We start from the raw sequence: 26,686 nt of genomic DNA on the forward strand, positions 1-26,686 counted from the left end.
GGTTTGGGGCGGATGCTTCGACATGCGAAAAATCGCCCGGTGGACGAACTATCGATCCCAGTGGTCCGAGCTGACGATGCGCGGCAGCGTCTCGAACTGGTGGAAGGGCGGCGGCGAGGACAGCGTCCACTCCAGCGTCGTCGCGCCTTCGCCCCACGGATTGTCCCCGGCGAGCTGCTTCTTCGAGAAGGCGACGATGACGCCGTAGAAGAAGATGAGCAGGCCGGCAGCGAAGATGTAGGAGCCGATCGACGACCAGAAATGCCAGCCAGCGAAGGCGTCCGGATAGTCCACATAATGACGCGGCATGCCGGCGAGCCCGAGGAAGTGCTGCGGGAAGAACAGCAGGTTCGCGCCGATGAAGGCGATCCAGAAGTGCAGGCGGCCGATCCAGTCCGGCATGATGTAGCCGCTCATCTTCGGGAACCAGTAGTAGAAGCCCGCGAAGATGCCGAACACGGCGCCGAGCGACAGCACGTAGTGGAAGTGGGCCACGACGTAATAGGTCGCATGCAGCGAGCGATCGACGCCGGCATTGGCCAGCACCACGCCGGTGACGCCGCCGACGGTGAACAGGAAGATGAAGCCGATCGCCCAGACCATCGGCGCGGTGAAGCGGATCGAGCCACCCCACATCGTCGCGATCCAGGAAAAGATCTTGATGCCGGTCGGCACCGCGATGACCATCGTCGCGAACACGAAATAGCGCTGCGTGTTGAGCGAAAGGCCGGCGGTGTACATGTGGTGCGCCCACACGATGAAGCCGACGACGCCGATCGCGACCATCGCGTAGGCCATGCCGAGATAGCCGAAGATCGGCTTCTTCGAGAAGGTCGAGATGATGTGGCTGACGATGCCGAAGGCCGGCAGGATCATGATGTAGACTTCGGGGTGACCGAAGAACCAGAACAGGTGCTGGTACAGGATCGGGTCGCCGCCGCCGGCCGGGTCATAGAAGGTGGTGCCGAAGTTGCGGTCGGTCAGCAGCATGGTGATCGCGCCGGCGAGCACCGGCAGCGCCAGCAGCAGCAGGAAGGCGGTGACCAGCACGCCCCAGGCGAACAGCGGCATCTTGTGCATGGTCATGCCGGGCGCGCGCATGTTCAGGATCGTGGTGATGAAGTTGATCGCGCCCAGGATCGAGGCCGCGCCCGCCAGGTGCAGCGACAGGATGCCGAAATCGACCGACGGCCCGGGATGGCCCGCCGTCGAGAACGGCGGATAGATCGTCCAGCCCGTGCCGACGCCGTTGGCGCCGGGCGCGCCGGGCACGAAGAGCGAGATGACGAGCAGCACGAAGCCGGCGACCGTCAGCCAGAACGAGATGTTGTTCATGCGTGGGAAGGCCATGTCCGGCGCGCCGATCATCAGCGGCACGAACCAGTTGCCGAAGCCGCCGATGACGGCGGGCATGACCATGAAGAAGATCATGATCAGGCCGTGGCCGGTGACGAAAACGTTGTAGGTCTGGCCGCTCGAGAAGATCTGCAGGCCCGGATACATGAGCTCGATGCGCATCATGATCGACAGGAAGCCGCCGACCAAGCCCGCAATGATCGAGAAGATCAGGTAGAGGGTCCCGATGTCCTTGTGGTTGGTGGACAGAAGCCAGCGCCGCCACCCGGTCGGGTGGTCATGGGCTGCGTCGTGTCCGTGGTCGTGAGCGTGCGGTGCCGCGGTTGCCATGGTCTAGTCTCCTCGGCGAATTACTTCGAGGCCGCGGCGAGCTTGCGGCCCGCATCTTCGGCATTGGCGAATTTCTGCTTCGCCTCCGTCAGCCAGGCGGCATAGCGCTCCTGGCTGACGACGCGGAAGGCGATCGGCATGTAGGAGTGGTTCTGGCCGCAGATGAACGAGCACTGGCCGTAATAGATGCCCTCGCGCTCGGCCATGAACCAGGTCTCGTTCAGGYGGCCGGGGATGGCATCGATCTTGATGCCGAAGGACGGCACCGTGAATTTGTGGATGACGTCGGCGCCGGTGACCTGGACGCGGACGATCTTGCCGACCGGGACGACCGCCTCGTTGTCGACGGCGAGCAGGCGGGGCGCCTCGTCGGCGGCGATCTTCTTGGAGGCGATCGCCTCGGCGCGCTGCTTCTCGTCGAGCATCAGCGAATCGAAGCCGAAGGCGGCGGCGTTGTCCTGCGCGTATTCATAGGACCAGTACCACTGCTTGCCGGTGACCTTGATGGTCATGTCGGCCTTCGGCACCTCGAGCTGCAGCTTGAGCAGGCGGAAGGAGGGGATGGCGATCACGACCAGGATCAGGACCGGGATCACCGTCCAGGCCACTTCGAGCAAGGCGTTATGCGTGGTCTTGGAGGGGACCGGGTTGGCCTTCTCGTTGAAGCGGAAGATCACATAGACCAGCAGCGCGAGCACGAAGAGCGTGACCACGAAGATGATGATGTTCAGCCAGTCGTGGAACCAGTGGATGTAATCCGAGACGGGGGTCGCCGCGCCCTGCAGATTCATCTGCCAGGGAGTGGGCATGCCGGTGCCGGCGAAAGCCGGGACGGTCGCCAGCGCGATGGCTGCAAGGGCCGCGAGCGCGGCGGTTGCAAGGGTCCTGCTCAGAAATCGCATCGGTCCGACATAGCTCCTCAATCGACCTGCATGGGAGCCGGAGCTCGGGTCCATGCACGAAGGGGCGACCGTGAGGTCGCCCTGCTCTTCGGGATTGCGATAAATCAAAGATCACGCTTGCGCCAGAGGGACAATGCCGGCTGCGCCTCATGTCGTGCGGCATAAGCACGCGAGGTGGGGTTTGAAGTGCGGCATCGGGGCGCGGTCCGCCTTGACAGGACCGGGCCTGCATGGTCCGAACGCGTTTYATGTTGATGGCGGTGGGATTTCGTGGCGCGGCCGGGCTTTCGCCCGAATCCTGCGTTCCTGCTGTGGTTTGTGTCGCAAGATGCGATTTGGAAGGATGGCAGGGATGAAGAGGATCCTGGGGGCGCTTGGTGCGCTGGTGCTGGCGCTCATGGCGGCCGGCCTCGCCGCCGGTCCCGCTTATGCGCAGGGTACGGTGCGCTCGACACATGGCGACTGGCAGATGCGCTGCGAGGTGCCGCCCGGCGCCAAGGCCGAGCAATGCGCGCTCGTCCAGAACGTCGCCGCCGAGGATCGCCCGAATCTCACGCTCCTCGTCATCGTGCTGAAGACGGCCGACCAGAAGAGCCGGCTCCTGCGCGTCGTCGCCCCGCTCGGCGTGCTGCTGCCTTCGGGCCTCGGCCTCAAGATCGACGACAAGGATATCGGCCGCGCCGGCTTCGTCCGCTGCCTGACCACCGGCTGCGTCGCCGAGGTCGTCATGGACGATACGCTGCTCGGCCAGCTCAAGAGCGGCAAGAGCGCGACATTCATCGTATTCCAGACGCCGGAGGAGGGGGTGGGCGTGCCCGTTTCGCTCAACGGCTTCGGCCCTGGCGTGGAGGCTTTGCCGTGATCGATCGAACCCTTGACCGGAGCCGCTGGCTCGCTCTGCCGCTGCTCTGCCTGGGCCTTGCCGGCTGCGGCTCGCCCTCATCATCCTCCGCCGGCAGCACGGCGCTCAACATGCTGATGTTCCAGTCCGCCACCCCGCCGCCGGCGGACCAGCTGCCGAAGGACGAGGACGACATGACGGTCGTCTGTCCGGAGGTCATCGTCGCCGATGGCGGCGCCGCGATCCGGGCCCAGGCCGGGCAGGATTCGAGCGGCCTGCGCTACCAGATCTCGATCACCAACGTCGCGCGCGAATGCACGCCGACCGGCAATGGCGGCTTCCGCCTCAAGGTCGGCGTCGAGGGCCGCATCCTGCTCGGCCCGGCTGGCGGTGCCGGCAACTACGGCGCCACGCTGACCACGACGGTGACGCGCGGCACCGATGTCGTCGCACGTCGCGGCGCGCGCGTCGGCGGGACGATCCCGTCAGGGCAGGGCGGCGTCGACTTCACCCATGTCGAGGAGGGCATCACCGTGCCGCCCGGCAAGAGCGACGTCGAGATCATCGTCGGCCTGGGGCAGGGCGGCGCGGCGACACCGGCCCGCCATCGCCGTCGATAACGGCAGGCATTGCCGTGAAAGAAGGCGCCGCCCGGATTGACTGGGCCGGCGCCTTCTGTATCTGTGCCCGAAGCCGCATATCCCCGCGGGAGAGACCGGGCCTGATCCGTCAGGGCCGGCGCCGAAGGCGCAACCGCCCCGGAAACGCTCAGGCAAAAGGACCGCTGGGGAGTTGGCGCTCTGGAAAGTGGCGGAAGCGATTCCGCCCACCGACGGGTGTAACCTGTCCGGCTGAGTTGGCCGGGGCGGGGAAATCTCTCAGGTTCCGAGACAGAGGGGGCGCGTTCCGGACAGTTCCGTCCGGGGCTTGCGCTCGACTCTGGAAGGGGCCGCCATGGCTGCCGAAGCCGCCGATGCCACGGATGCCGTGGTGCTCAAGACCCCGCTTCATGCGCGCCATGTCGCGCTCGGCGCCCGCATGGTGCCCTTCGCCGGCTATGACATGCCGGTGCAGTATCCGACGGGCATCCTGACCGAGCACAACTGGACGCGCGACAAGGCCGGGCTCTTCGACGTCTCGCATATGGGCCAGTGCTTCCTGATCGGCCCCGATCACGAGACCACGGCCAAGGCGCTGGAAGCGCTGATTCCCGCCGATATCGTCAATCTCGCCCCCGGCAAGCAGCGCTACTCGCAGCTTCTGAACGAGGAGGGCGGCATCCTCGACGACCTGATGATCACGCGCTCGATCGACCCCGATGAGGACGGCGCGCTCTATCTCGTCGTCAACGCCGCCTGCAAGGATGCCGACTACGCCCATATCGAGGCGCGCCTGCCGGCCAACGTGAAGCTCATCAAGGCCGAGCATCGCGGCCTGATTGCGCTGCAGGGGCCGGGCGCCGAAGCCGCGCTCGCGGCTATCGCGCCGGAAGCCGCCGAGATGGGCTTCATGACCTCGCGCACCATGAAGGTCGCCGGCATCAAGGCCAATGTCAGCCGCTCCGGCTATACCGGCGAGGACGGCTACGAGATTTCTGCCGCAGCGGCGAAGATCGGCGAGATCTGGGACACGCTGCTGCTCGATGCCAACGTCAAGCCGATCGGCCTCGGTGCCCGCGATTCGCTGCGGCTCGAAGCGGGCTTGTGCCTCTACGGCCACGACATCGACACCACGACCTCGCCGATCGAGGCCGCGCTCAACTGGTCGATCCAGAAGCGCCGCCGCGAGGAGGGCGGCTTCCCCGGCGCCGCGCGCATCCAGCGCGAACTGGCCGAGGGCACGTCCCGCATCCGCGTCGGCTTGCTGCCGGAAGGTCGCGCCCCGGCCCGCGAAGGCACGGAGATCGCGACGCCTGAGGGCGAGGTGATCGGCACTGTGACCTCGGGCGGCTTCGGCCCGACGCTGAACGGCCCGCTCGCCATGGGCTATGTCGCCAAGGCCCATTCCGCGCCGGGCACCAAGCTCAACCTCATCGTGCGTGGCAAGCCGCTGCCGGCTGTCGTGGCGCCGACGCCCTTCGTCCCCAACGGTTACAAGCGCTGATCCGATTTCCCGATTTTCGCCAGGAGGAAACCATGGCCGAGACCCGCTACACCAAGGACCATGAATATATCCGCATCGAGGGTGACACCGGCACGGTCGGCATCTCCGACTACGCCCAGTCCCAGCTCGGCGACGTCGTCTTCGTCGAGCTGCCGACGGTCGGCAAGGCGCTGAGCAAGGGCGGCGAGGCCGCGGTGGTCGAGAGCGTCAAGGCCGCTTCGGAAGTCTACGCCCCGGTTTCCGGCGAGGTCGTCGAGGTCAATGGCGAGCTCGAGGCCGCGCCGGGCACCGTCAACGAGGACCCGGCCGGCAAGGGCTGGTTCCTCAAGATCAAGCTCACGGACGCAGCCGAGCTCGACGCGCTGATGAGCGAGGACGAGTACCAGAATTACGTGAAGACGCTCTGATGTCGCTCCGCCGTCATTCCGGGCAAGCCGCGTAGCGGCGCAGACCCGGAATCCATCGTGGGGCACAGCGCTCTAAGATGGATTCCGGCTCTCCGCTCTGGCCGGAATGACGGCGCGCTTTGAATCGAAAAGATACGGACGCACCCCATGCGCTATCTCCCGCTCACCGATACCGACCGCGAGGACATGCTCGCRCGSATCGGCGTYYCCGAYATCGACGCSCTGTTCAGCGACGTGCCGGCCGGCAAGCTGCTGAAGGCCCCGGTCGACCTGCCCCGCGCCAAGGGCGAGCTCGAGGTCGAGCGCATCCTCGGCAAGATGGCCGGCAAGAACACCGCCGCCTCGGCCGTTCCCTTCTTCGTCGGCGCCGGCGCCTACAAGCACCATGTCCCGGCGACGGTGGATCACCTGATCCAGCGCTCGGAATTCCTGACCAGCTACACGCCCTACCAGCCCGAGATCGCGCAGGGCACGCTGCAATATCTCTTCGAGTTCCAGACCCAGGTCGCCGCGCTGACCGGCATGGAGGTCGCCAACGCCTCGATGTATGATGGCTCGACCGGCACCGGTGAGGCCGTGCTGATGGCGCATCGCGTCACCAAGCGCCGCAAGGCGGTGCTCTCCGGCGGCCTGCACCCGCACTACACCGCGGTCGTCGAGACGCTCTCCGAGATGGCCAATGACGAGGTCGTGGTCCTGAAGCCCGACGTCTCGGCCAGCGAGGACATCCTCTCCCAGATCGACGACAGCACCTCCTGCGTCGTCGTCCAGTCCCCGGACGTCTTCGGCAACCTGCGCGACCTCAAGCCGATCGCCGAGAAGGCCCATGCCCATGGCGCCCTGCTGATCGCGGTCTTCACCGAGGTCGTCTCGCTCGGCGCCGTCGTGCCGCCGGGCGCGCAGGATGCCGACATCGTCGTTGGCGAGGGCCAGTCGATCGGCAACGCGCTGAATTTCGGCGGCCCCTATGTCGGCCTCTTCGCCGCCAAGTCGAAATATATCCGCCAGATGCCGGGCCGGCTCTGCGGCGAGACGGTCGATTCGACCGGCCAGCGTGGCTTCGTGCTGACGCTCTCGACCCGCGAGCAGCATATCCGCCGCGACAAGGCGACCTCGAACATCTGCACCAATTCCGGCCTCTGCGTGCTGGCCTTCACCATCCACATGACGCTGCTCGGCCAGACCGGCCTCGCGCGCCTTGCCGAGGTGAACCACGCCAATGCCGTGAAGCTCGCCAACGCGCTCGCGGGCGTCGAAGGCGTGAAGGTGCTCAACGACAGCTTCTTCAACGAGTTCACCGTGAAGCTGAAGAAGCCGGCCGCCGAGGTCGTCGAGGTGCTCGCCGCCAGGGGCATCCTGGCCGGCGTCCCCGTCTCGCGGCTCCTGCCCAAGGCTGGGCTCGACGACCTGCTGATCATCGCCTCGACCGAGGTGAATACCGATGAAGACCGGGCGGCCCTCGTGGCGGCGCTCGTGGAGGTGCTGTGATGTTGAACCGTCAGGGACGTCCCACCCAGGCCGGCGAGGCCTCGCATGAAGAGCACCTCACCTTCACCGGCAACAAGGCTCTCCAGCAGATCGAGCCGCTGATCTTCGAGATCGGCCATCGCGAGACGACCGGTGTCGACATCGACAAGCCGGCGCCGTTCAAGTCGCGGCTGGGCATGCACGCCCGCCAGGGCGAGATCGGCCTGCCCGGCCTCTCCGAGCCCGAGACGATGCGCCACTATGTGCGCCTCAGCCAGAAAAACTACGGCATCGACACCGGGCTCTTCCCGCTTGGTTCCTGCACGATGAAGCACAATGCCCGCCTCAACGAGAAGGTGGCGCGGCTTCCGGGCTTCTCCGACGTGCACCCCCTGCAGCCGATCTCGACCGTGCCCGGCGCGCTCGACCTGATGCTTGAGCTCGCCCGCTACCTGATGACGCTGACCGGCATGCCGGCCGTCGCCCTCTCTCCGAAGGCCGGTGCTCATGGCGAGGCTTGCGGCATGATGGCGATCAAGGCCGCCATCGCGGCGAAGGGCGAGGGCGCGACCCGCAATGTCGTGCTCGTCCCCGAATCGGCCCACGGCACCAACCCGGCGACGGCGGCCCTGATCGGCTTCTCGGTGAAGGCGGTTCCGGCCCGTCCGGACGGCACTGTCGCGGTCGAGGACGTCAAGGCCCTGCTCGGGCCGGACATCGCCGCGATCATGCTGACCAACCCGAACACCTGCGGCATCTTCGAGCCCCAGATCGTCGAGATCGCCGCGGCAATGCATGAGGCCGGCGCCTATTTCTACTGCGACGGCGCCAATTTCAACGCGATCGTCGGCAAGGCCCGTCCGGGCGATCTCGGCGTCGACGCCATGCACATCAATCTGCACAAGACCTTCTCGACGCCCCATGGCGGCGGTGGTCCCGGTGCCGGCCCGGTCGTGCTCTCCGAGCGTCTGGCGCCCTTCGCGCCGGTGCCTTTCATCCATGTCGAGAACGGCAAGCCGCATCTGATCGAGTCGCGCGCCGAAGCGCCGGCGGGCAACCATCCCTTCGGCCGCATGACCGCCTTCCACGGCCAGATGGGCATGTATGTCCGCGCGCTCGCCTACATGCTCAGCCACGGCTCGGACGGCATGCGCCAGGCTTCCGAGGATGCGGTGCTGAACGCGAACTACATCCGTGCGGGCTTGAGCGACCTGATGTCGCTGCCCTTCCCGGACCACCCCTCGATGCACGAGGTGCTGTTCGACGACGAATGGCTCAAGGGCACCGGCGTCTCGACGCTCGATTTCGCCAAGGCGATGATCGACGAGGGCTACCACCCGATGACGGTGTATTTCCCGCTCGTCGTCCATGGCGCCATGCTGATCGAGCCGACCGAATCGGAATCGAAGGCGGCGCTCGACCTCTTCATCGCGACGCTGCGCGACCTCGCCATCGCGGCCAAGGGCAACGACAAGGAGCGCTTCACCAGCGCCCCGCATCACGCCCCGATCCGCCGCCTCGACGAGACCCGCGCCGCCCGTTCGCCAGTGCTGAAATGGACGGAGCCGGCTCCGGTCAAGGCCGCGGCGGAGTAAGGGGCGGCCCGCCCTGACGATATCCGTCAGCATGGTGAAGGGCGCCCGCCGATTCTTAAGCATTCCTTGACCATGTCGGGGAATGATCGCCTCCGTGCCGCCTTGTGTGGCTCGGGGGTAGTTCGATGTTCCTGCGTAACGCCATCCTCGCTACGGCGGCTGTTGCCGCCCTCGCGGCGCTACCCGCGCGCGCCAACGAGGCGAGCTAYGGCCCCAACACCTATGACCGCACGCTKGARGCGCTGATCRCSCATGAGGACGTCGCCGCGCGTGGCGGCTGGCCGAAGGTGCCGGCAGGCGCTGCATCCCTCAAGCCCGATTCGCGGGGGCCGGACGTCGTCGCGCTGAAGCAGCGTCTCRTCGCGGGCGGCGACCTTTCGGCCGAGGCCTTGCCGGGCGACGTTTATGATGCGGCCGTCGTCGAGGCGGTGAAGCGCTTCCAGCGTCGCCACGGTCTCTCGGATCTCGGCACGGTCGGCCGCCTCACCCTCAAGGCGATGAACACGCCGGTCGAGATGCGCCTCAACCAGCTCACCGCCACGCTCGAGCGGCTCAAGGGCAACGGCTTCAACTTCGCCAGCCGCTATGTCGTSGTGAACATCCCCGGCGCCAGCGTCGAGGCGGTGGAGAACGGCGAGGTGAAGGAGCGCCATCTCGCCATCGTCGGGCGGCCGGACCGGCCCTCTCCGGTGATCCAGGCCAACATCACCTCGGTCAATCTGAACCCCTATTGGACCGTGCCGATGTCGATCGTGAAGGCCGACATCATCCCCCATATGCGCAAGGATCCGAGCTTCATCGCCAAGTCGAACATGAAACTGCTCGGAGCCGAGAACAAGGAGATCGATCCGGCGAGCGTCAAATGGGCGACCCTGACCAATCCGTATTTCTACGTCCGGCAGGAGCCCGGCCCGACCAATTCGCTGGGCCAGCTCAAGATCGACATGCCSAAYASCGAKGCGGTCTACATGCACGACACGCCGAAGAAGACGCTGTTCCGCAACGATGTGCGCTTCAACTCCTCGGGCTGCGCCCGCATCGAGGGCGTGCGCGACCTTGCCGCCTGGCTGCTCGAAGGCTCCGAATGGAGCCGACAGGCGATCGAGGATGAGATCGCCAAGGGCGAGCGCAAGAACATCCCGCTGAAGAAGGCGGTGCCGGTGGCGTGGGTCTATCTCACCGGGTGGCAGGGCGCCGACGGACAGGTCCAGTTCCGCGACGACATCTACGGCCTTGATACACCGCAGGGCATCGTCACCTCGACGATCCAGCCGCGCAAGCCCAAGCCGAAAGCCACCGCCGCGGTTCCCCCAGTGAGGCCGGCTGCTGCGCCGAAGACYGCCTCGGGCAATCCGCCGGCGGTGCAGGCGACTGCCAGCAACTGAGGCGTTCTCGATCTCAAGCCCTCATCCTGAGGAGCCGCGTCAGCGGCGTCTCGAAGGATGATCCAGCCATCTCCAGAGCCTCCTGGAGCATCCTTCGGGACGCAGCCTATGGCTGCTCTTCAGGATGAGGGCTCGAATATTGGAAGAATCTAGGGCGTCTTCAGGATCGCCATCACGGCGTCGATCGCCTCAGCGCGCGCTTTCGGGTCGCTGCCGATCGTGACCATGCCGTCGGGCCGCTGTGAGTAAGCCGCCTTGCGCTCGCGCAAGGGCAGGCCCGGATGGTCGAAATCGTGATAGGCGCCGGGAAAGCCGACGAAGCGCGCTCCGCCGCGCTGCGCGAGCTCCTCGCAAGGTGCAGCTGGCGTCCAGTCATCGGCCAGTCCCTGGAAGATCGCCGTGTCCGTCCGGGCGCGCCAGTCACGCTTCAGCATCACGCGGCAGCCGGGATAGAAGGCGATGACGTGGCGCAGGCGTTTGGCCTCGGGGCTGTCTGCAACGCGTAGCGCCGTGGAGCCGCCATTCGACCAGCCGATCAGGCTGATGCGCTGGCTAGCGGCGAAGCTCTGCCTGTTTAGCCAGTCGACCGCGGCGAAGGCGTCGCGGGCGCGGCCAGCGGGCGTCAGCGATCGTTCACGCTCGGTGCAGAGCGCCTTGATGCCGCGCGGACCGAAGCTGTCGACCAACAGTACGGCGTAGCCGGCCTGCGTCAGCCGCTGCGACCAGTCCGTCTCGCGCGCGCCGACCTCGCCCGAACGCGTGTAGAGCCCCGCGCAGCCATGCAGGCCGATCACGACAGGGAAGGGGCCGGCCCCCTCCGGACGCGCCAGCCAGCCGATGAGATCCAGCGCGTCACGTGACGGAAAGCTCACCTTTTCGAAGGCGCGGGCTCCACCGAGCGTGGCAGCGAGAAGGAGCGGTGCGAGCCGGAGCGAGCGAAGAAGGTTGCCGATCACCGCGTCTGTCCTCCGATCCGGGGCACCGCCATCGCCAAGCTATCCCAGAGCACGATCTCGGCGGAAGCCGGGCAAAGAAAAACGCCGCGCTCCGAAGAGCGCGGCGTCGAATGTTCGAACGATCCGGCCAGGGCTCAGTTGAGCTTGGCCTTGACCTCGGTGAGCCCTGCGGCGAAGGCGGCCTCGCCAGCCTTGCCGGCCATCTGGCCGCGCAAGATGGTCTCGGCGGCCTTGCTGGCGGCTTCGGCAGCCGCGGCGCGAACCTCGGCCTCGGCCTGGCTCTCGGCCTGGGCGATTTTCTCCTCGGCCGTCTTGGTCCGGCGGGCGACGAAGTCCGCGAGCTTGGCTTCGGCCTCGGCCGCGAGGCGCTTGGCCTCCTCGGTGGCGGAGGAGATGATCTCGGCGGCCTCGGCCTCGGCGGCCTTGCGCTTGGCGTCGTATTCGCCAAGCAGCTTCTCGGCCTCCACGCGCAGGCGGCGAGCCTCCGCCAGCTCATGGGCGACCTTTTCGCCGCGGGCGTCGAGGCCCTTCACGATCATCTTCGGCACGCCGAACTTGACCAGGATCGCAAGGAAGATGACGAGCGCGACGCCAACCCAGAAAGTATCCATCAAAACTCTCCTCAGCCGCGCGACAGCGCCTGGTCGACCGCTTCCGAAGCCTCGGAGGCGGTCGGGGCCTGGCCCGTCAGCTTGGTGACGATCGCGATCGCGACATCGCTGCCGAGGCTGCGCACATTGCCCATCGCTTCGGTCTTGGTCTTGGCGATGGTCGCCTCGGCCTGGGCCAGCTTGGCGGCAAGCTCGGCCTCGGTCGCATGACGCTGGGCGTCGCTCGCCTTGGCACCGGTGTCGCGCGCCGTCTGGGCGATGCCCTGGGCGTTCTTGCGCGCCTCGGCGAGGGCCTTCTCATAGGCCTGCGCCATGTCCTCGGCCTTGGCCTGCATCTCGGCCGCCTGGTCGAGGTCGCGGCCGATCGTGTTGGCGCGCTCCTCGAGAATCTCGCCGATGCGCGGCAGCGCGACCTTCGACATCAGCCAGTAGAGCGCGGCGAAGGTGATGGCGAGCCAGAACAGGTTGCTGGCGAAATGGGCCGGGTCGAAAGGCGGAAAGGATGCTCCCTCGCCGCTCTCGCCGTGTTTTTGCTCGGCAGCCTGCGCCGCGCCAGCCAGCAGAGTGGCGAACGAGGCGACAGCCAGCGGCCATCCTTGTCGCACGAACCCTGAAGATCGAACCGGCATGGGGTGCCTTTCAGCGCAAAGGATAGGAAGAAGGTCGCGCCCGCGGCCGAAAGCGGCCAGCGCGCGCGACTTGTGTCGTGCGGTCGACGAAAACGTCAGACCACGAAGAGCAGGACGAGCGCGACGACGAACGCGAAGATGCCCAGACCAGTGGGAAGGCTAAAGGGCTGGTTGAACTCTTAACGGCGCTTGCAGGGCCTCAGTGGCCGGGATGCAGCGCGTCGTTGAGATAGACGCAGGTCAGGATCGCGAAGACATAGGCCTGCAGAACCGCGACGAGGACTTCGAGCGCCGTCAGCGCGACCGCCAGCAGCAGCGGCAGCGGCGCGATGGCGTATGTGAACAAGCCGGCGGCGGCACCGGTGGTCAGCGCGACGACGAAGCCGCCGAAGACCTTGAGCGCGATGTGGCCGGCGAGCATGTTGCCGAACAGGCGGAGCGAGAGCGAAACCGGGCGCGACACGAAGGAGACGACCTCGATCAGCACCACGAAGGGCAGGAGCCAGCCGGGCACGCCCGACGGCACGAACAGGCCGAAGAAATGGGTGCCATGCTTGGCGATGCCGTAGATCAGCACGACGCTCATCACGAGCACGGCCAGGGCCGCGGTGACGATGATCTGGCTGGTGACGGTGAAGGAGCCGGGAAGCAGGCCGAGCAGGTTGGACGCCAGCACGAACATGAACAGCGAGAACACGAAGGGGAAGAACTTCATGCCGTCCTTGTTCATCACCCCAGTGAGGGTGGAGGCGACGAATTCGTACATCATCTCGGCGAGCGACTGCAGCCGGCCGGGAACGACCGAACGCTGGCTCGAGCCATAGATCATGATTGCCGAGACGACCGCGGTCACGATCACCATCCACAGCGAGGTGTTGGTGAAGGACAGGTTGAGGCCGAACGGCTTCAGCTCCACGATCGGGTTGATGTGGAATTGGTGGATCGGATCGATTCCGCCGCCAGCCGCCATGATCTCGTCCCTCGTCGTGCGGCTTTATGGGCCGCCCCTTCGGTCAATCTCTCTTCGGATCGCTCTTCGACACGGAGGTCGGGCGCGAACCGAGCCGATAGACGGATCTGAAGCCCGCGATGGTTCCGATCACCAGGAAGGCGATCAGCAGGAACGGAGACGTTCCAAGCCACCGGTCGCCGAGGTACCCGATCAGGGCGCCTGCGATGATGCCGCCTGCGAGATCCGTCGCGGCGCGAAAGCCGGAGGACATCGCGCCCGCAAGGGCCTTGTCCTCTCCAGCCGGACCCGCGCCCGGCTTTTCGTTCTCCTCCGCCCGCTTGATCGCGGACTTCAGGGAACCCAGTCTTGCGCGCAACTCCGAGTCTGAGGCGTTGGGGTCAGGTTCGGTCATGGTCCCGGGTCTCCCGTCTTGATCGTGAAATCGCCACGATCCGGCGAAAAACCAGTATAACCCTGTCCAAACCCGCGCATCGAGCCGTCGTCAGCACGGCCTCCTTTATTGGCAGCCCCCCGCGCTGTCAAGGCAGGTGGATAATAGCTAACGCATTGGAATATCTATAAATTCGGGCTAAGTGCGACATTCTCGCCGCATTGCGGCGGCGATTGTGGCATTTTTTCAGCGGCTCCAGGCGCGCTTCAGCCGGCCTCGCGGATGTGCTCGGCCGTCGCCAGATCGACCGAAACCATCTGGCTCACGCCGCGCTCGGCCATGGTGACGCCGAAGAGCCGTTCCATCCGCGCCATGGTGATCGGATTATGGGTGATCAGGATGAAGCGCGTCTGCGTGTTCCGCGCCATTTCGGTGAGCAGGTCGCAGTAGCGCTCGACATTGGCGTCGTCGAGCGGGGCGTCGACCTCGTCGAGCACGCAGATCGGCGAGGGGTTGGTCAGGAAGACGGCGAAGATCAGCGCCGTCGCCGTCAGCGCCTGCTCGCCGCCCGAGAGCAGCGTCATCACCTGCGGCTTCTTGCCGGGCGGCCGGGCGAAGATCTCGAGCCCGGCTTCGAGCGGATCATCCGAATCCACCAGCTTGAGCTCCGCCTCGCCGCCGCCGAACAGCACGCCGAAAAGCTGCTGGAAATGGCCGTTGACGATCTCGAAGGCGGCGGTCAGGCGCTCGCGGCCTTCGCGGTTGAGCGCGCCGATCGCCTGCCGCAACCGCCGGATCGCCTCGGTCAGGTCGTCGCGTTCGGATGAAAGCCCCTCGCGCTTGCCCTTCACCTCGGTGAGCTCGTCCTCGGCCCGCAGATTGACGGCGCCGAGCCGCTCGCGCTCTGCCTTGAGATTCGTGAGACGCCGTTCGACCGCCTCCGTCTCGGGCAGCGGGTCGCCGGCCTTGTGCCCCGCGATGGCCTGCAGCCCGTCGAGCCCGGTCTCCAACCCGTCCTCGATCTGGCGCGCGATATCGGCGACGCGCTGGCGCGCGGCGTCGCGCCGGGCCTCGGCCGAGGCTCTCCGCTCGCGGGCGCCGGACAATCCCTCCAGCGCGATGCGCGCCTGTCGGTCAGCATCCGCCAGCGCCGCCTCGCCATTGGCCAGCCTGTCGGCGCTCTCGCGCCGCGCCGCCTCCGCCTGCTCGATCTCGGCGACGAGGCGCCTGCGCTCGGTCAGGAAGGTGTCGGGAGCTTCGAGGAGCGCCTGCCGCTCGGCGGTGGCCGTCGCGATGCGCTGCCGGCTCTCCCCGGCGCTCTGGCTGCTGGCGCCGGCGCGCTTGCGCCAGGCTTCGATATCGGCGGCGATGGCGGCGCGGCGGCGCGTCCGCAGTTCCGCCTCGCGCGCCAGGGTCTGGAGCCGTGCGCGGGCGTCGGAGGCGGCGGCCCGTCTTTCGCCCAGCGTGGCGCGCGCCTTGAGCAGGCTGTTTTCGAGCTCCACCGAAACGGGCAGCGCGGCCAGGGCCTTCTCCTGCTCGCTCGCCTGCGCGCCGGCCTCCGCCGCGCTCTGGCCGAGCCGGCTGATCGCCTCCGTCAGGCCCGAGAGCCGTGCCGCCATCTCCGCCGCCTTGCGTTCGGCGCCGGCGAGTTGCTCGCGGCTCTGATCCAGCAGGCGCCGCGCCTGCCGTGTCGCCTCGATCGCTGCGGTCTCGGCCTGCGCGGCGGCGCGCGTTTCCGCGATGACCGCTTCCAGCGCCCCGCGCGCGACTTCGGCCGCCTCGCGGGCGGCGATGGCCTCGCGCTGGAGGTCGTCGAGCCGGTTCTTTTCGGCCAGCCGCCGCGCGGCGGGGGAGGGCGCCTCGGCGGCGCTGGTGAAGCCGTCCCAGCGCCAGACATCGCCTTCGCGCGAGACGAGGATCTGTCCAGGCGCGAGCAGCGCGCGCAGACGCTCGCCATCCGCCCGCGCGACCACGCCGATCTGGGCGAGGCGACGGCCGAGCGCGGCCGGCCCCTTCACATGGCGTGCCAGCGCCTCCGCGCCATCGGGCAGCGCCGGGTCGCCTGCGCCGGGGCCGGTCTCGCGCCAATGCGCTGGCGCGGCCGTGTCGGAGGCGGCGTCGAGATCGTCGCCGAGCGCCGCGCCCAGCGCGACCTCGAAACCCTTGGCGACCCTGATCGCCTCGATGATGGCGGGCCAGCGGCCGTCTGTGGCGGGGGCCAGCAGCTTGCGCAGCGTCCCGATCTCGGTTTCGAGCCGTTGCGCCTTGCGGTCGGCTTCGGCCAGCGGCCCGCGCGACTGATTCTCCCGCTCGCGTGCCGCGGCGAGCGCCGTGCGTGCGGCGATGGCCTGCGCATCCGCCGCCCGCATCGCCGCCTCGCCGGCAGCGAGAGCCTCGCGCAAGCCGTCGAGCGGCGCGCCGGTGCTGGCGGCTTCGATCGAGGCCTGGTCGCGCTGGAGCCTGTCGCGTTCCGCCGAGGCCCGCGCCTCGCGCTCGCGGGCTTCGCGCAGCGCGCGTTCCAGGGCGCCGCGGCGGGCGGCGAGTTCGGAGAGCGCGGCCTGAGCCGCGGTCTGCTCGGCCTCGGCGGCGGCCAGCGCCGCTTCGGCCTCTTCCTGCGCGGCCGTGGCGGCTTCGGTGCTGCCGCCGGAGCCTTCGCTTTCCCGAACGAGCGCGGCGTCCTCCTCGGCGAGCCGGGCGAGGCTCTCGGTAGCGTCGTGGCCGATGCTCTCCTGCCGCGCCAGATCGGTCTGCAATTCGGCCAGCCGCTTGCCGAGTTCTTCCGCCCGTTGCTTCGCCCGGCGATTCTCGGCCTCGAGCTCGTCGAGCCCGCGCTTCAGCCGGACGAGAGCCGCGGCGGCCGCTGCTTCGCCTTCGCGCAGCGCCGGCATCTCATGGGCGGCGATGGCCTGCCTTTTCGCGGCCTCGGCCTGGATGCCGGTCTGCTCCGCGACGGCGCGCACGGCTTCTTCCAGAACGTGCTCGGCTTGCGCCTCCTGCACGCGGCCATCATGCAGAGCGATTAGCGCCAGCATGGCCTCGGCGCGCCTTGCGGTCGCTATTGTCGAGGGTGAGCGCGACCTCGGCCATGTTGCGGGCCGGGCGCTCGTTCGAGCCGCCGAAGATGACGTCGTCCATCCCCGAGCCGCGCATGTTCTTGAACGAGCTTTCGCCCATCACCCAGCGCAGGGCTTCGACGAGATTGGATTTGCCGCAGCCATTGGGCCCGACGATGCCGGTCAGCCCCGGCTCGATCTGGAATTCCGTCGGCTCGACGAAGGTCTTGAAGCCGGTGAGCTTGAGGCGCGTCAGATGCATCGGCGCGCCTCTTCCTTCTCCCACCAATCCCGGGCTTGCCCGAGATTGGAGCTTTTAAGCGCATGTCGGAAACATCCGACATGCGCGGGGAGAAGGTGTCTGCGAAGCAGACGGATGAGGGTTGTCAGCGCTGGGCTACCCTCATCGGTCAGCGCTTCGCGCTGCCACCTTCTCCCCCGAGGGGAGAAGGATACGCGGCCGCCCCGCTCACTTCGCGAGCAGCGGCTCCAGCACCTTGTCGAACTCGGCGATCGAGACTGCACCGGAGAGTTTCTGCCCGTTGACGAAGAAGGTCGGGGTGGCGTCCACGCCCGCCTTGGCGCCGCCATCCTTCACCGTGGTAATGGCGTCATAGATGTCCTGCCTTTTCAAGCAGGCTTCAAAGGATTCCTGCGAGAATCCGGCCTGTTTCACCAGCGCCGAAAGCGCATCGACCGGCTTGTCGACGAAGGCCCAGTTCTTCTGCTGCGAGAACAGCAGGTCGGTCATCGGGTAGAATTTGTCGTTGCCGTTGCAGCGGGCGAGCATGAAGCCGGCCGTCGCGAGCGGGTCGAGCGGGAATTCGCGCAGTGTGAAGCGGATCTTGCCGGTGTCGATGTACTTCTTCTTCAGCTCCGGCCAGGTCGTCTCGTGGAAATGGGCGCAGTGCGAGCAGGTCATCGACGCATATTCGATAACGGTGACCTTGGCGTCCGCCGGGCCGAGCCAGACATCGCCGAGCGGGCCGGCATCCGGCAGCTTGGTCTGGGCACGGGCGGCGGTGATGCCCGTGAATTCGGCGCCCGCGAGCGCGGCGGCGGCGATCCCGGCTGCGCCGGTCAGGAGCTGTCGCCTGTTGGTCATCGTGAGGGGTCCTCGAAGGGTCAAAGATCGAAATCGGGAGCTATAGAGGCCGGTGCATTGTGGCAAGAGCCCATCGGCGCCTGCGGCCTCATGCTCACGAAGCCGTGTCATTTGTGATCGGGATCGCCCTGCCGTGCTTTCTGCGACACCGCGCGGCCGAGCCGGGCCAGCGCATCGCGCAAGCCCTCATCCGCGACCGACGCGACCTGATCGTCGATCCGCGCGGCGGCTGCGGGGTCGAGTGGCGGCGCCGGCCGGGCGGGGACGTGCAACGGCGCCACCGGGCCCTGCTTCAGCACGAGCTTGCCGACCGCGCGCCATCCGAGATGGGTGTTGACGCGCTCGACCACCAGCGGGCCGAGCTGCTGCATCTCCAGCGCGAAGGCGCTCTCGACACGCACGACCATCGTCGCCGGCTCCGTCGCCTCGCCCGGCGCCGGGCGCCGCTTGGGCCAGTCGATCTTGAGCGGCCGCGTGCGCTGGCTCAGCCGCTCGCCGACGATCTCCGGCCAGAGCGAGACGATGGCCCGCCCCGCGAAACCCTGCGCGGCGAGCGCGGGCGCGATGCAGTCGTCGATCAGCTCTGCGAGGGATTTGGCGGCCATGGCTTATTCTGCGCGTGGGGCTGGGGGCGTGACAAGGCGGTGGGGAGGTGGAGTTGCTGCTTTCGGCCCGTTGCAGTCCCCGACGCCGACACTATCCTCGCGGCATGATAACTGAAACCGACACGTGGCAAGCTTTCACACAGCGTGCAGCGGAGACGCTATCCAAGTTCCAAGACAACGAAATTAGCATGGCTGAGGCATTTCGCTTCTTCGAAGCCAATTCCGCATCACTGCGGGCGATCTCGCCTGCTGTCCACAGCAGGCAATTGTTGATGTGACAGTGCCGTCGCACGCCTCTTCGCAGCCTCGCCGCCACGCGCTAAACCGGCTGGATGGACGCCTCCGTTCCGATGCCCCGCGCCGCCGATCTGCTCGCCTGGTACGACCGGCATCGCCGCGCCTTGCCCTGGCGCGCGGAGGCGGGCGAGCGGCCCGATCCCTACCGCGTCTGGGCCTCCGAGATCATGCTGCAACAGACGACGGTTACGGCGGTGAAGCCCTATTACGAGCGCTTCATGGCGCGGTTTCCGACCGTGCAGGCACTGGCTCGGGCGCCCTCGGAAGAGGTCATGCAGGCCTGGGCGGGGCTCGGCTATTATTCCCGCGCCCGCAATCTCCATGCCTGCGCGAAGGCGGTGATGGAGAATCACGCCGGCCGTTTCCCGGACACGGAGGAGAGCTTGCGCGCGCTGCCCGGCATCGGCGCCTATACGGCCGGCGCTGTCGCGGCGATCGCCTTCGACCGGCCGGCGGCGGCCGTGGACGGCAATGTCGAACGGGTGATGACCCGGCTTTTCGCCATCGCGGACGAATTGCCGGGCGCGCGGCCATTGATCCGCGAAAAGGTGCTGGCGCTGTTGCCGGCCGGCCGGCCCGGCGATTTCGCGCAGGCCCTGATGGATCTCGGCGCCACCATCTGCACCCCGCGCAATCCGGCCTGCGGCCTCTGCCCCTGGCGCGAGCCCTGCCGGGCGCGGATCGAAGGCACGCAGGAGAGTTTTCCGCACAAGGCGAAGAAGAAGGCGGGGCAGACGCGCTATGGCGCTGCCTTCGTGCTGACCCGCGCCGATGGCGCCCTTCTGCTGCGCACGCGCCCGGCCAAGGGCCTGCTCGGCGGCATGGCCGAAGTGCCGACGAGCGAATGGCGTGCCGATTATGAGCTCGACGGGGCCGCGCAGGACGCCCCGCTGCCGCTGCGCTGGACGGAAGTGCCGCAGCCCGTCCGGCACGTCTTCACGCATTTTCCGCTGGAGCTGACGGTCTTCACCGGGGCCGTGCCGGCGAAGACCCCGGCGCCTGCGGGCATGCGCTTCACGCCGCTGGGCCGGCTCGCCGAAGAGCCTCTGTCGGGCGTGATGGTTAAGGTGCTGGCCGCCGCAGGCGTGAAGCCCGCCGGCCTCAGCGCGTGACCGCCACCACGGCGCCGGTGCCGATCATCACGCCGCCTGCGGCGCGGTTCATCCTTTTCACGGCGGCCGGCGTGCGCAGCCAGCGCCGCGCCCGGCCGGCGAGCAGGACATGTCCACCGATCACCACCGCCTCGACCAGCAGGATGACGCCGGCCAGCACCGCCACCTGCGAGAGCGTCAGTTGCGGGCCGACCACATGCGGCAACAGTGCCAGATAGAACAGCGGCATCTTGGGGTTGCCGAGATTGAGCGCGACCCCCGTCAGGAAGACCGGCACGAGCCCGCGCCGCTCCGTCTCCCCGCCGGAACCCGGCAGGACCGGATCGGCGCGCCAGAGCATGATTCCCATCACAACGAGATAGGCCGCTCCGACATRGCGAAGGACCGTCATCGCGGTGCCCATCTCGGCAGCCAGCAGCGACAGGCCGAAGGCGGCGAGGATCAGGAAGATCAGGATTCCGGCCACGGTGCCCAGACCATAGGCGATGCCCGAAGCCGCTCCATGCGAGAGCGTGCGCGCCACGATCGTCATGTTGTCGGGGCCCGGGCTTGCCGCGAAGACGAAGAACGCCGCGGCGAAGGCCGCGAGAGTGGCGAGGTCGAGTGTGACGGGGGCCATGAGCGGTCTCCTGCCGGTAGGGCAGGGATAAGCATGAACCGTGCCGGCGATCGGCTCAGGCCGCCGCCATCTGCGCCCTGATCTCGCCGCGCAGCATGTCGAGCAGCATCAGCTTGCCCTCGCGCTCGACATGCCAGAAGGTCCAGCCATTGCAGCTCGGCAGGCCCTGCACCAGCGCGCCGACCTTGTGGATCGAGCCGATGGCGGGGCCGACCGACAGCGTGCCGTCGGCGCGGATGACGGCGCTGTGGCGGCGTTTGTCGTCGATGACGGTCTCGCCCGCCTTGACCAGCCCGGCCTCGACCAGGCTGAGGAAGGGCACGCGCGGCTCGCTGCGCTTCGACGGCGCGGTGGCGAAGGCTTCAGGCGGCAGCGGCTTCACCGCCGCGATCCGCTCGCGCGCAGCCTTCGCATAGACGGCTTCGCGCTCGAGCCCGATGAAATGGCGGCCCAGCGCCTTGGCGACGGCGCCGGTCGTGCCGGTGCCGAAGAAGGGGTCGAGGATCACGTCGCCGGGATTGGAGGCCGAGAGCAGCACGCGGGCAAGCAGCGCCTCGGGCTTCTGCGTCGGATGCACCTTGGCGCCGTCGGCGCCCTTCAGGCGCTCATCGCCGGTGCAGAGCGGCAGATACCAGTCCGAGCGCATCTGAAGGTCGTCATTGCCGCCCTTCAGCGCCTCATAGTGGAAGGTGTATTTCGATTGCTCGCCGCGCGCCGCCCAGATCAGCGTCTCATGCGCATTGGTGAAGCGCCGGCCGCGGAAATTCGGCATCGGGTTGGCCTTGCGCCAGACGATGTCGTTCAGCATCCAGAAGCCGAGATCCTGCAGGATCGCGCCGACGCGGAAGATGTTGTGATAGCTGCCGATGACCCAGAGCGCGCCATCGGGCTTCAGCACCCGCCGCGCCGCCGCGAGCCAGGCTTTCGTGAAGGCGTCGTATTCGGCGAAGGAGGCGAACTTGTCCCAGTCGTCGTCGACGGCGTCGACGAGGCTGTCGTCGGGCCGGCGCAGATCGCCGCCGAGCTGGAGATTATAGGGCGGATCGGCGAAGACGAGATCGACGCTCCCCGGCGGCAGGRCATTCATCGCCGCGACGCAGTCGCCGACGATGACCTGATCCAGCGGCAATGCCGCAGGAATGCCGCCCTGTTCGAGGAGGTTATGATCGTGAAGGCCCTTGGCCTTCATCCGAGCCCCCAGCGCTGGCCGTCCGGTACGCGAAACCTGAATCCGGACGGGAGCGCTGGCGGTCCCGGTACGCGAGATACCCATGACGCCAAGACCGTTACGCAACTTCAACGAGGGCGATACTGGCGAGTCAGGGTAAAGGCCGGGTTTCCGGTTTGAAAAAAATGCGTCCCATTCTGGGGCTGCAGTTTTTGCCTAGGCCATTGGCAAGAAAGAGAAATTCGTAAACGCACGTTAACCTGCGGACCTCCCGTTGGGGCAGGGGGTGGCGGCTTCGATGGGCTTGCGGCCTGCGGCCAACGTCATGCCCAGGCCTGAACCGGGCATCTCTTGCCGAAGGAGGTTCTGGCGCCTTTTTTGCCTGAGATTCTCGGGCCTGCGCTTCGCCTGAGGATGACGCCTGGCGATCCCTACCGGAACCAGACGCCCTTCACGGGCGCGAAGGAATAGCGGTGTTCGGGGCAGGGGCCGTGCTCGGCGATCGCCTTGCGGTGCTGCGGCGTCGCGTAGCCGACATGTCCGGAGAAGCCATAGGCCGGATAGCGCCGGCACAGCCGCGCCATCATCCGGTCTCGCGTCACCTTGGCGACGATCGAGGCGGCCGCGATGGAAGCCACCGCCCCGTCGCCCTGGATGATCGCTTCGCAGGAACAGGCCAGCACCGGCGGATCGTTGCCGTCGACCAGGACATGCAGCGGCGCCAGCGGCAGCGCCGCCACGGCCCGGCGCATCGCGAGCAGCGTCGCCTGCCGGATGTTGACGGCGTCGATCTCGACCGCGGTGGCGCTGGCGACGGAAACCGCGAGCGCCCGCTCCATGATCTCCGCGAAGAGCTCCTCGCGCAGCGGTGCCGGCAGCTTCTTCGAATCGTCGAGCCCGGCCGGCACGCGCTTGGGATCGAGAATCACCGCAGCCGCCACCACCGGCCCGGCGAGCGGCCCGCGCCCGACCTCGTCGATGCCGGCCAGCGGCCAGCGTCCGTCGGCGATGGCAAGCGTTTCGCGGGTGAAGTCTGCGGGCATGGCGGGCTTATGCAACAGAGTCCGATTCGGAGCCAGAGCGACGTGAGCGCACGCCCTCCGTCATGCTCGGGCGCAACCCGAGCATCTCTCGCCGCAGGGGGCTCTGGAATCCTCTCGCGCGAGAGATTCTCGGGTCGGCGCTTCGCTTCGCCCGGGAAGGACGGCTTCATTCAGTAGGCCGGCACTGCTCGCGCGTCAGAACAAGCTCAACTGCGCCTTCTCCTTCTCCGGCTTGACGAACAAATCCGTACGCAGCCGCCTGCGCGCCGTGTTGAAGCCGATGCGCTCGGCCGCCATCTCGAAGCGCCGGCCGATCATCCAGGCATAGGGGCCGGAGCCGACCATGCGCTGGCCCCATTGCGAATCGTAGTCCTTGCCGCCCCGCGTCGAGCGGATCAGCGACATCACATGGCGCAGCTTGTCCGGGTGATGGGTGAGCAGCCATTCCTGCACGATGTCGCGCACCTCCAGCGGCAGCCTGAGCAGCACGTAACCGGCCTCCTGCGCACCCGCGGCCTTGGCAGCATCGAGGATGCGCTCGATCTCGTGCTCGTTGATCGCCGGGACGATCGGCGCCACCAGCACCGTGACCGGAATGCCGGCCTCCGAGAGCTTGCGGATCGTCTCCAGCCGCTTCGGCGGCGAGGCGGCGCGCGGCTCCATCCCGCGCGCGACCTTCGGATCGAGCGTCGTCACCGAAAGCGCGACCTTGACGAGACCCTTCGCCGCCATCGGCGCGAGGATGTCGATGTCGCGCTGCACCAGCGCCGATTTGGTGACGATCCCGACGGGATGGTTGAACTTGGCCAGCACCTCCAGCACCTGGCGCATGATGCGCAGCTTCTTCTCGATCGGCTGGTAAGGGTCGGTATTGGTGCCGATGGCGATGGTGCGCGGCTGGTAGGAGGGAGCGGAGAGCTCCTTCTCCAGCAATTGCGCCGCATCGAGCTTGGCCGTCAGCTTGCTCTCGAAGTCGAGCCCTGGCGAAAGGCCGAGATAGGCATGGGTCGGCCGGGCGAAGCAGTAGACGCAGCCATGCTCGCAGCCGCGATAGGGATTGATCGAGCGGTCGAAGGAGATGTCCGGCGAATCGTTGCGCGTGATGATGCTGCGCGCCTTCTCATAGGCGATCTCGGTCTTGAACGCCGGCAAGTCGCCGAGCGAGCCCCAGCCGTCATCCTCCGCGACGCGCTGTTCGGCCTCGTAGCGTCCGCCCGGATTGATCGTGGCGCCGCGCCCGCGCCGCCGCTCGGGATCGATGCTGCTGCCGACATGGGCGAGCGGATCGACAGGCGCGATTCGCACGGAGGCTGACACCGGCTCGCTATCCTGCCGCCGCAGCGGCAGGGCCGTCGGCATCGGCCGGGAAGTCGGTCTGGCCCGGGGCATGGCTGTTCCATCCTGCCGAACGCCGGGAATCGGCGTCCATCATTGGTCGTGAATGTGAACATAACAGGAACAAAAGGCAAGTGACAGGATTGCGACGTGTTGCGCTGCGCCATACACATTGCAGATGCTCACAGCCGTGATCCGTGCGCCCGGCTCGGCGCAAGCCATCGCCGCGACCTTCGCCGTGCTGATCCCGGCGGTGGCTGAGGGATTCCTTGGCCATGCCGTCGTTGTCGACACCGTCGGCGCGGACGGTCTCGCGCGCATCGCCGATGCGACGGGTGCGAGCTATCTGCGCGCGGGCAACGCCGAAGGCTGGCATCTTGGCGCCAAGGAAGCGCGCGGCGACTGGCTCCTGCTGCTCGACGCCGGCGACGTGCCGCAGCTCAATTGGGCGCAGGCGGTCGAGCGGCATCTCCTGCTCGCGCCCGATGCGCCGGCGCTGCTGCCGCTGCGCGGCTTCGCCGCCTCCTTGCGCGAGCGCGCCGCGATCTCCTTCGGCGGCCGGCGGCTGCGTGCGGGCCTGATCGCGCCCAAGGGCGCGGTGCTCGCCGGCCGGCTCGGCCATGCGCCGCGGCGGCTGCAGACGGGGCGGGAGCGCGTGAGCGGATAGCTGGCCGTCGGGGCGAATGGCGCGGCAAGGCGGCAGCGCAGGAGCGCGAACGCATCAGCGATGTTCGAGATAGTCGCCCGTATAGTTCAGCAAGGCGCGCATGGCCTGGCGCGCGGCATCGGCGTCTTCGCGCTGGATGGCGGCGGCGACGGCGCCGTGATTGTCGAGGTTTCCCTCGAACACGGTCACGGTGAAATCGAAGATCGCGCTGAGCAGCGCGTCGATCGCACCGTGAAGGCTTTGCAGGACGGGATTATGCGTGGCGTCCAGAACCGCCAGGTGAAAGGCCTTGTCGGCTGAGATCGCGCGGGCGGGATCGTGGCGGTCGCGGACCATGGCCGCATAGGCTGCGCTGATCGCGTCGCGCTGCACGTTGGTCGCGCGCGTGGCTGCGAGCGCGGCCGCTTCCGGCTCGATGATGCGGCGCGCCTCGGCGAAGGCGAGGAGATCGGCGCGGCTGATTCCGCTGGCGGCGATCCAGCCGATCAGGTCGCGGTCGAGCCAGCTCCATTCATGGCGCGGGCGCACATGCGTGCCGTGGCGCTGGCGCACGCTGACCAGCCCCTTTGCCGCCAGGATCCGGACGGCTTCCCGCACAACGCCCCGGCTGACCTGGAAGCGCGCTTCGAGGGCAGGTTCGGCGGCCAGCGCACCGCCCGGCGGCGGATTGCCGCCGACGATCTCGATGCCGAGGCTTTCGACCACGCTGCTGGTCCGGGCGGGCTTGCGGTTGGTCATGAGCCTCGAGCGATGCGGTTCGGAGGCTTCTTAGCCGCCGCCGTCCTGCGTCACAAGCAAGCGGGCTTCGTGTCCCGCATGCTTGCGGTCAAACATCATATGTTTTACATCAGATGTTTGAAAGGCCGCGGCGAGAAGATCGCGGTCACCAACACTCGGGAGGAGTTGGGCCATGGCCACCGTCGAAGGGACTGTGAATCGAGCGGAAACGATGCGGCGGGTCGGCTGGCGCCTGCTGCCGTTCCTGATGCTGCTTTATCTGATCGCCTATATCGACCGTTCGAACATTTCGGTGGCGGCGCTTCAGATGAATGCCGAGCTCGGCCTCACAGCCGAGATGTATGGCCGGGCGGCCGGCATCTTCTTCGCGACCTACATCCTGTTCGAAATTCCCAGCAACATGGTGCTGGCCCGTGTCGGTGCGCGCCGCTGGATCGCCCGGATCATGCTGAGCTGGGGCGTCATTGCCGCCGGCATGGCCTTCGTCACCAGCGCCAACCAGCTCTACGGCATGCGCCTGCTGCTCGGTGCGGCGGAAGCCGGCTTCACCCCCGGCGTGATCTATTACCTGGCGCGCTGGTTCCCGTCGCGCGAGCGCGCCAATGCCATGTCGTTCTTCTATATCGGTGCGGCGCTCGCCTCGGTGATCGRCCTGCCATTGTCGGGGTTGCTGCTCGGCCTCGACGGCTGGCACGGCATGGGGGGCTGGCGCTGGCTTTTCCTGATCGAAGGCATCCCGGCGGTGTTGCTGGCCTTCGTCACGCTCAAAGTCCTGACCGACCGGCCCGCGGATGCGGCCTGGCTCGCGCCGGCCGAGCGGGACTGGCTCGAAAAGACGCTGGCGCAGGAGCAGTCCGCCACCCCGGTGTCGCATACGGCCGGGTGGCGTCAGGCCTTCACCAGCGGCAGGGTCTGGCTGCTGGCGCTGTTCTGGCTGCTGCAGGCCTTCGGCACCATCGGCATCACGCTGTTCCTGCCGCTGATCGTGAAGTCGGTATCGGGCCAGAGCAACATGACGG

The 26,686-nt window shown here is 67.5% G+C and carries 26 protein-coding genes and 1 riboswitch; of the genes, 10 read left to right on the plus strand and 16 right to left on the minus strand.

Annotated elements, in window-relative coordinates; all coding sequences use genetic code 11:
- Nucleotides 1–48: 48 nt before the first annotated feature.
- On the minus strand, nucleotides 49–1,686 hold the full coding sequence (gene ctaD / locus AB4Y99_RS18225) for a cytochrome c oxidase subunit I (protein WP_441524307.1): 1,638 nt from the start codon (nucleotides 1,684–1,686) through the stop codon (nucleotides 49–51).
- A 20-nt stretch (nucleotides 1,687–1,706) separates the two neighbouring features.
- Nucleotides 1,707–2,588: a cytochrome c oxidase subunit II gene (gene coxB, locus AB4Y99_RS18230; RefSeq protein ID WP_441524308.1), complete on the minus strand. Its 882-nt coding sequence runs from the start codon at nucleotides 2,586–2,588 to the stop codon at nucleotides 1,707–1,709.
- Nucleotides 2,589–2,940: 352 nt separating this feature from the next.
- On the opposite strand from coxB, the gene AB4Y99_RS18235 reads away from it, so the two are divergent.
- The 7 genes from AB4Y99_RS18235 (at nucleotide 2,941) to AB4Y99_RS18265 (ending at nucleotide 10,386) form a co-directional block, all read left to right on the plus strand.
- The gene (locus tag AB4Y99_RS18235; RefSeq protein ID WP_038360932.1) at nucleotides 2,941–3,450 is read left to right on the plus strand and encodes an invasion associated locus B family protein; all 510 of its coding nucleotides are present in this window, start codon (nucleotides 2,941–2,943) and stop codon (nucleotides 3,448–3,450) included.
- The gene (locus AB4Y99_RS18240; protein WP_051987687.1) at nucleotides 3,447–4,049 is read left to right on the plus strand and encodes a hypothetical protein; all 603 of its coding nucleotides are present in this window, start codon (nucleotides 3,447–3,449) and stop codon (nucleotides 4,047–4,049) included. Before AB4Y99_RS18235 ends, AB4Y99_RS18240 begins: the two co-directional genes overlap by 4 nt.
- Before the next feature lie 76 nt (nucleotides 4,050–4,125).
- Nucleotides 4,126–4,223: riboswitch (glycine riboswitch) on the plus strand.
- A 160-nt stretch (nucleotides 4,224–4,383) separates the two neighbouring features.
- Entirely contained in the window at nucleotides 4,384–5,532 is a 1,149-nt protein-coding gene (gene gcvT, locus AB4Y99_RS18245) for a glycine cleavage system aminomethyltransferase GcvT (protein WP_441524309.1), read from the plus strand.
- Between the two features lie 32 nt (nucleotides 5,533–5,564).
- Nucleotides 5,565–5,939: a glycine cleavage system protein GcvH gene (gene gcvH, locus AB4Y99_RS18250; protein WP_038360938.1), complete on the plus strand. Its 375-nt coding sequence runs from the start codon at nucleotides 5,565–5,567 to the stop codon at nucleotides 5,937–5,939.
- A gap of 147 nt (nucleotides 5,940–6,086) precedes the next feature.
- A complete protein-coding gene (gcvPA, locus tag AB4Y99_RS18255; protein WP_441524310.1) occupies nucleotides 6,087–7,427 on the plus strand; it encodes an aminomethyl-transferring glycine dehydrogenase subunit GcvPA in 1,341 nt (446 codons plus the stop codon).
- Entirely contained in the window at nucleotides 7,427–9,001 is a 1,575-nt protein-coding gene (gcvPB, locus tag AB4Y99_RS18260) for an aminomethyl-transferring glycine dehydrogenase subunit GcvPB (protein ID WP_441524311.1), read from the plus strand. Before gcvPA ends, gcvPB begins: the two co-directional genes overlap by 1 nt.
- Before the next feature lie 125 nt (nucleotides 9,002–9,126).
- Nucleotides 9,127–10,386 carry a L,D-transpeptidase family protein gene (locus AB4Y99_RS18265; RefSeq protein ID WP_441524312.1) on the plus strand — a complete coding sequence of 420 codons (1,260 nt, stop codon included), beginning with the start codon at nucleotides 9,127–9,129 and terminating at the stop codon, nucleotides 10,384–10,386.
- A 149-nt stretch (nucleotides 10,387–10,535) separates the two neighbouring features.
- Here AB4Y99_RS18265 and AB4Y99_RS18270 read toward each other — a convergent pair whose 3' ends face one another.
- The 9 genes from AB4Y99_RS18270 to AB4Y99_RS18310 form a co-directional block, all read right to left on the minus strand.
- Nucleotides 10,536–11,342, minus strand: coding sequence for a dienelactone hydrolase family protein (locus tag AB4Y99_RS18270; RefSeq protein ID WP_441524313.1), 807 nt, complete (start codon nucleotides 11,340–11,342; stop codon nucleotides 10,536–10,538).
- 134 nt (nucleotides 11,343–11,476) lie between these two features.
- Complete coding sequence (locus AB4Y99_RS18275; RefSeq protein WP_038360948.1) at nucleotides 11,477–11,953, minus strand: F0F1 ATP synthase subunit B family protein; 477 nt, start codon at nucleotides 11,951–11,953, stop codon at nucleotides 11,477–11,479.
- A gap of 11 nt (nucleotides 11,954–11,964) precedes the next feature.
- Nucleotides 11,965–12,558, minus strand: coding sequence for a F0F1 ATP synthase subunit B family protein (locus AB4Y99_RS18280; RefSeq protein WP_441524314.1), 594 nt, complete (start codon nucleotides 12,556–12,558; stop codon nucleotides 11,965–11,967).
- Nucleotides 12,559–12,781: 223 nt separating this feature from the next.
- Nucleotides 12,782–13,552: a F0F1 ATP synthase subunit A gene (locus AB4Y99_RS18285; protein WP_038360957.1), complete on the minus strand. Its 771-nt coding sequence runs from the start codon at nucleotides 13,550–13,552 to the stop codon at nucleotides 12,782–12,784.
- Between the two features lie 43 nt (nucleotides 13,553–13,595).
- Nucleotides 13,596–13,946 (minus strand): AtpZ/AtpI family protein, encoded by a 351-nt coding sequence (locus tag AB4Y99_RS18290; protein ID WP_051987690.1) that lies wholly within the window; start codon nucleotides 13,944–13,946, stop codon nucleotides 13,596–13,598.
- 245 nt (nucleotides 13,947–14,191) lie between these two features.
- On the minus strand, nucleotides 14,192–16,957 hold the full coding sequence (locus AB4Y99_RS18295) for a coiled-coil domain-containing protein (protein ID WP_441524315.1): 2,766 nt from the start codon (nucleotides 16,955–16,957) through the stop codon (nucleotides 14,192–14,194).
- Nucleotides 16,932–17,240: an AAA family ATPase gene (locus AB4Y99_RS18300; protein WP_441524316.1), complete on the minus strand. Its 309-nt coding sequence runs from the start codon at nucleotides 17,238–17,240 to the stop codon at nucleotides 16,932–16,934. The genes AB4Y99_RS18295 and AB4Y99_RS18300 overlap by 26 nt, the downstream gene beginning before the upstream one ends.
- Nucleotides 17,241–17,447: 207 nt before the next feature.
- Complete coding sequence (locus tag AB4Y99_RS18305) at nucleotides 17,448–18,083, minus strand: DsbA family protein (RefSeq protein ID WP_038360963.1); 636 nt, start codon at nucleotides 18,081–18,083, stop codon at nucleotides 17,448–17,450.
- A gap of 107 nt (nucleotides 18,084–18,190) precedes the next feature.
- Nucleotides 18,191–18,688: a DUF721 domain-containing protein gene (locus AB4Y99_RS18310; RefSeq protein WP_038360966.1), complete on the minus strand. Its 498-nt coding sequence runs from the start codon at nucleotides 18,686–18,688 to the stop codon at nucleotides 18,191–18,193.
- 332 nt (nucleotides 18,689–19,020) lie between these two features.
- Here AB4Y99_RS18310 and mutY point away from each other — a divergent pair, with 332 nt between their 5' ends.
- Nucleotides 19,021–20,097, plus strand: a complete 1,077-nt coding sequence (mutY, locus tag AB4Y99_RS18315) for an A/G-specific adenine glycosylase (RefSeq protein WP_441524317.1) — start codon at nucleotides 19,021–19,023, stop codon at nucleotides 20,095–20,097.
- On the opposite strand, the gene AB4Y99_RS18320 is transcribed toward mutY, so the two are convergent.
- The 4 genes from AB4Y99_RS18320 to AB4Y99_RS18335 all read right to left on the minus strand — a co-directional run bounded on the left by AB4Y99_RS18320 (nucleotide 20,087) and on the right by AB4Y99_RS18335 (nucleotide 24,316).
- Nucleotides 20,087–20,716: a LysE family translocator gene (locus AB4Y99_RS18320; RefSeq protein WP_441524318.1), complete on the minus strand. Its 630-nt coding sequence runs from the start codon at nucleotides 20,714–20,716 to the stop codon at nucleotides 20,087–20,089. The two genes, mutY and AB4Y99_RS18320, sit on opposite strands and share 11 nt — an antisense overlap.
- Before the next feature lie 55 nt (nucleotides 20,717–20,771).
- Nucleotides 20,772–21,989 (minus strand): site-specific DNA-methyltransferase, encoded by a 1,218-nt coding sequence (locus AB4Y99_RS18325; RefSeq protein ID WP_441524319.1) that lies wholly within the window; start codon nucleotides 21,987–21,989, stop codon nucleotides 20,772–20,774.
- A gap of 326 nt (nucleotides 21,990–22,315) precedes the next feature.
- Entirely contained in the window at nucleotides 22,316–22,927 is a 612-nt protein-coding gene (locus tag AB4Y99_RS18330; RefSeq protein ID WP_191125830.1) for a ribonuclease HII, read from the minus strand.
- Nucleotides 22,928–23,122: 195 nt separating this feature from the next.
- Nucleotides 23,123–24,316 (minus strand): PA0069 family radical SAM protein, encoded by a 1,194-nt coding sequence (locus tag AB4Y99_RS18335; protein WP_441524320.1) that lies wholly within the window; start codon nucleotides 24,314–24,316, stop codon nucleotides 23,123–23,125.
- A 136-nt stretch (nucleotides 24,317–24,452) separates the two neighbouring features.
- Here AB4Y99_RS18335 and AB4Y99_RS18340 point away from each other — a divergent pair, with 136 nt between their 5' ends.
- Entirely contained in the window at nucleotides 24,453–24,929 is a 477-nt protein-coding gene (locus tag AB4Y99_RS18340; RefSeq protein WP_162737898.1) for a glycosyltransferase family A protein, read from the plus strand.
- 54 nt (nucleotides 24,930–24,983) lie between these two features.
- Here the strand turns inward: AB4Y99_RS18340 and AB4Y99_RS18345 are convergent, their stop codons facing one another.
- Nucleotides 24,984–25,667: a FadR/GntR family transcriptional regulator gene (locus AB4Y99_RS18345; protein WP_038360976.1), complete on the minus strand. Its 684-nt coding sequence runs from the start codon at nucleotides 25,665–25,667 to the stop codon at nucleotides 24,984–24,986.
- A 172-nt stretch (nucleotides 25,668–25,839) separates the two neighbouring features.
- Between AB4Y99_RS18345 and AB4Y99_RS18350 the strand changes: the two genes are divergently transcribed.
- Nucleotides 25,840–26,686, plus strand: an 847-nt coding sequence (locus AB4Y99_RS18350; protein ID WP_441524321.1) for an MFS transporter, incomplete at its 3' end; no start/stop codon positions are given.

This window comes from Allobosea sp. TAB14 (assembly GCF_052113865.1).
Lineage (GTDB): Bacteria > Pseudomonadota > Alphaproteobacteria > Rhizobiales > Beijerinckiaceae > Allobosea > Allobosea spartocytisi.

Coding starts and splice junctions, on each gene's coding strand:
- ctaD (WP_441524307.1), bottom strand. CDS start 1,686: ATGGCAACCGCGGCACCGCACGCTCACGACCACGGACACGACGCAGCC.
- AB4Y99_RS18235 (WP_038360932.1), top strand. CDS start 2,941: ATGAAGAGGATCCTGGGGGCGCTTGGTGCGCTGGTGCTGGCGCTCATG.
- gcvT (WP_441524309.1), top strand. CDS start 4,384: ATGGCTGCCGAAGCCGCCGATGCCACGGATGCCGTGGTGCTCAAGACC.
- gcvH (WP_038360938.1), top strand. CDS start 5,565: ATGGCCGAGACCCGCTACACCAAGGACCATGAATATATCCGCATCGAG.
- gcvPB (WP_441524311.1), top strand. CDS start 7,427: ATGTTGAACCGTCAGGGACGTCCCACCCAGGCCGGCGAGGCCTCGCAT.
- AB4Y99_RS18275 (WP_038360948.1), bottom strand. CDS start 11,953: ATGGATACTTTCTGGGTTGGCGTCGCGCTCGTCATCTTCCTTGCGATC.
- AB4Y99_RS18285 (WP_038360957.1), bottom strand. CDS start 13,552: ATGGCGGCTGGCGGCGGAATCGATCCGATCCACCAATTCCACATCAAC.
- AB4Y99_RS18290 (WP_051987690.1), bottom strand. CDS start 13,946: ATGACCGAACCTGACCCCAACGCCTCAGACTCGGAGTTGCGCGCAAGA.
- AB4Y99_RS18295 (WP_441524315.1), bottom strand. CDS start 16,957: ATGCTGGCGCTAATCGCTCTGCATGATGGCCGCGTGCAGGAGGCGCAA.
- AB4Y99_RS18300 (WP_441524316.1), bottom strand. CDS start 17,240: ATGCATCTGACGCGCCTCAAGCTCACCGGCTTCAAGACCTTCGTCGAG.
- AB4Y99_RS18305 (WP_038360963.1), bottom strand. CDS start 18,083: ATGACCAACAGGCGACAGCTCCTGACCGGCGCAGCCGGGATCGCCGCC.
- AB4Y99_RS18310 (WP_038360966.1), bottom strand. CDS start 18,688: ATGGCCGCCAAATCCCTCGCAGAGCTGATCGACGACTGCATCGCGCCC.
- mutY (WP_441524317.1), top strand. CDS start 19,021: ATGGACGCCTCCGTTCCGATGCCCCGCGCCGCCGATCTGCTCGCCTGG.
- AB4Y99_RS18330 (WP_191125830.1), bottom strand. CDS start 22,927: ATGCCCGCAGACTTCACCCGCGAAACGCTTGCCATCGCCGACGGACGC.
- AB4Y99_RS18335 (WP_441524320.1), bottom strand. CDS start 24,316: ATGCCCCGGGCCAGACCGACTTCCCGGCCGATGCCGACGGCCCTGCCG.
- AB4Y99_RS18345 (WP_038360976.1), bottom strand. CDS start 25,667: ATGACCAACCGCAAGCCCGCCCGGACCAGCAGCGTGGTCGAAAGCCTC.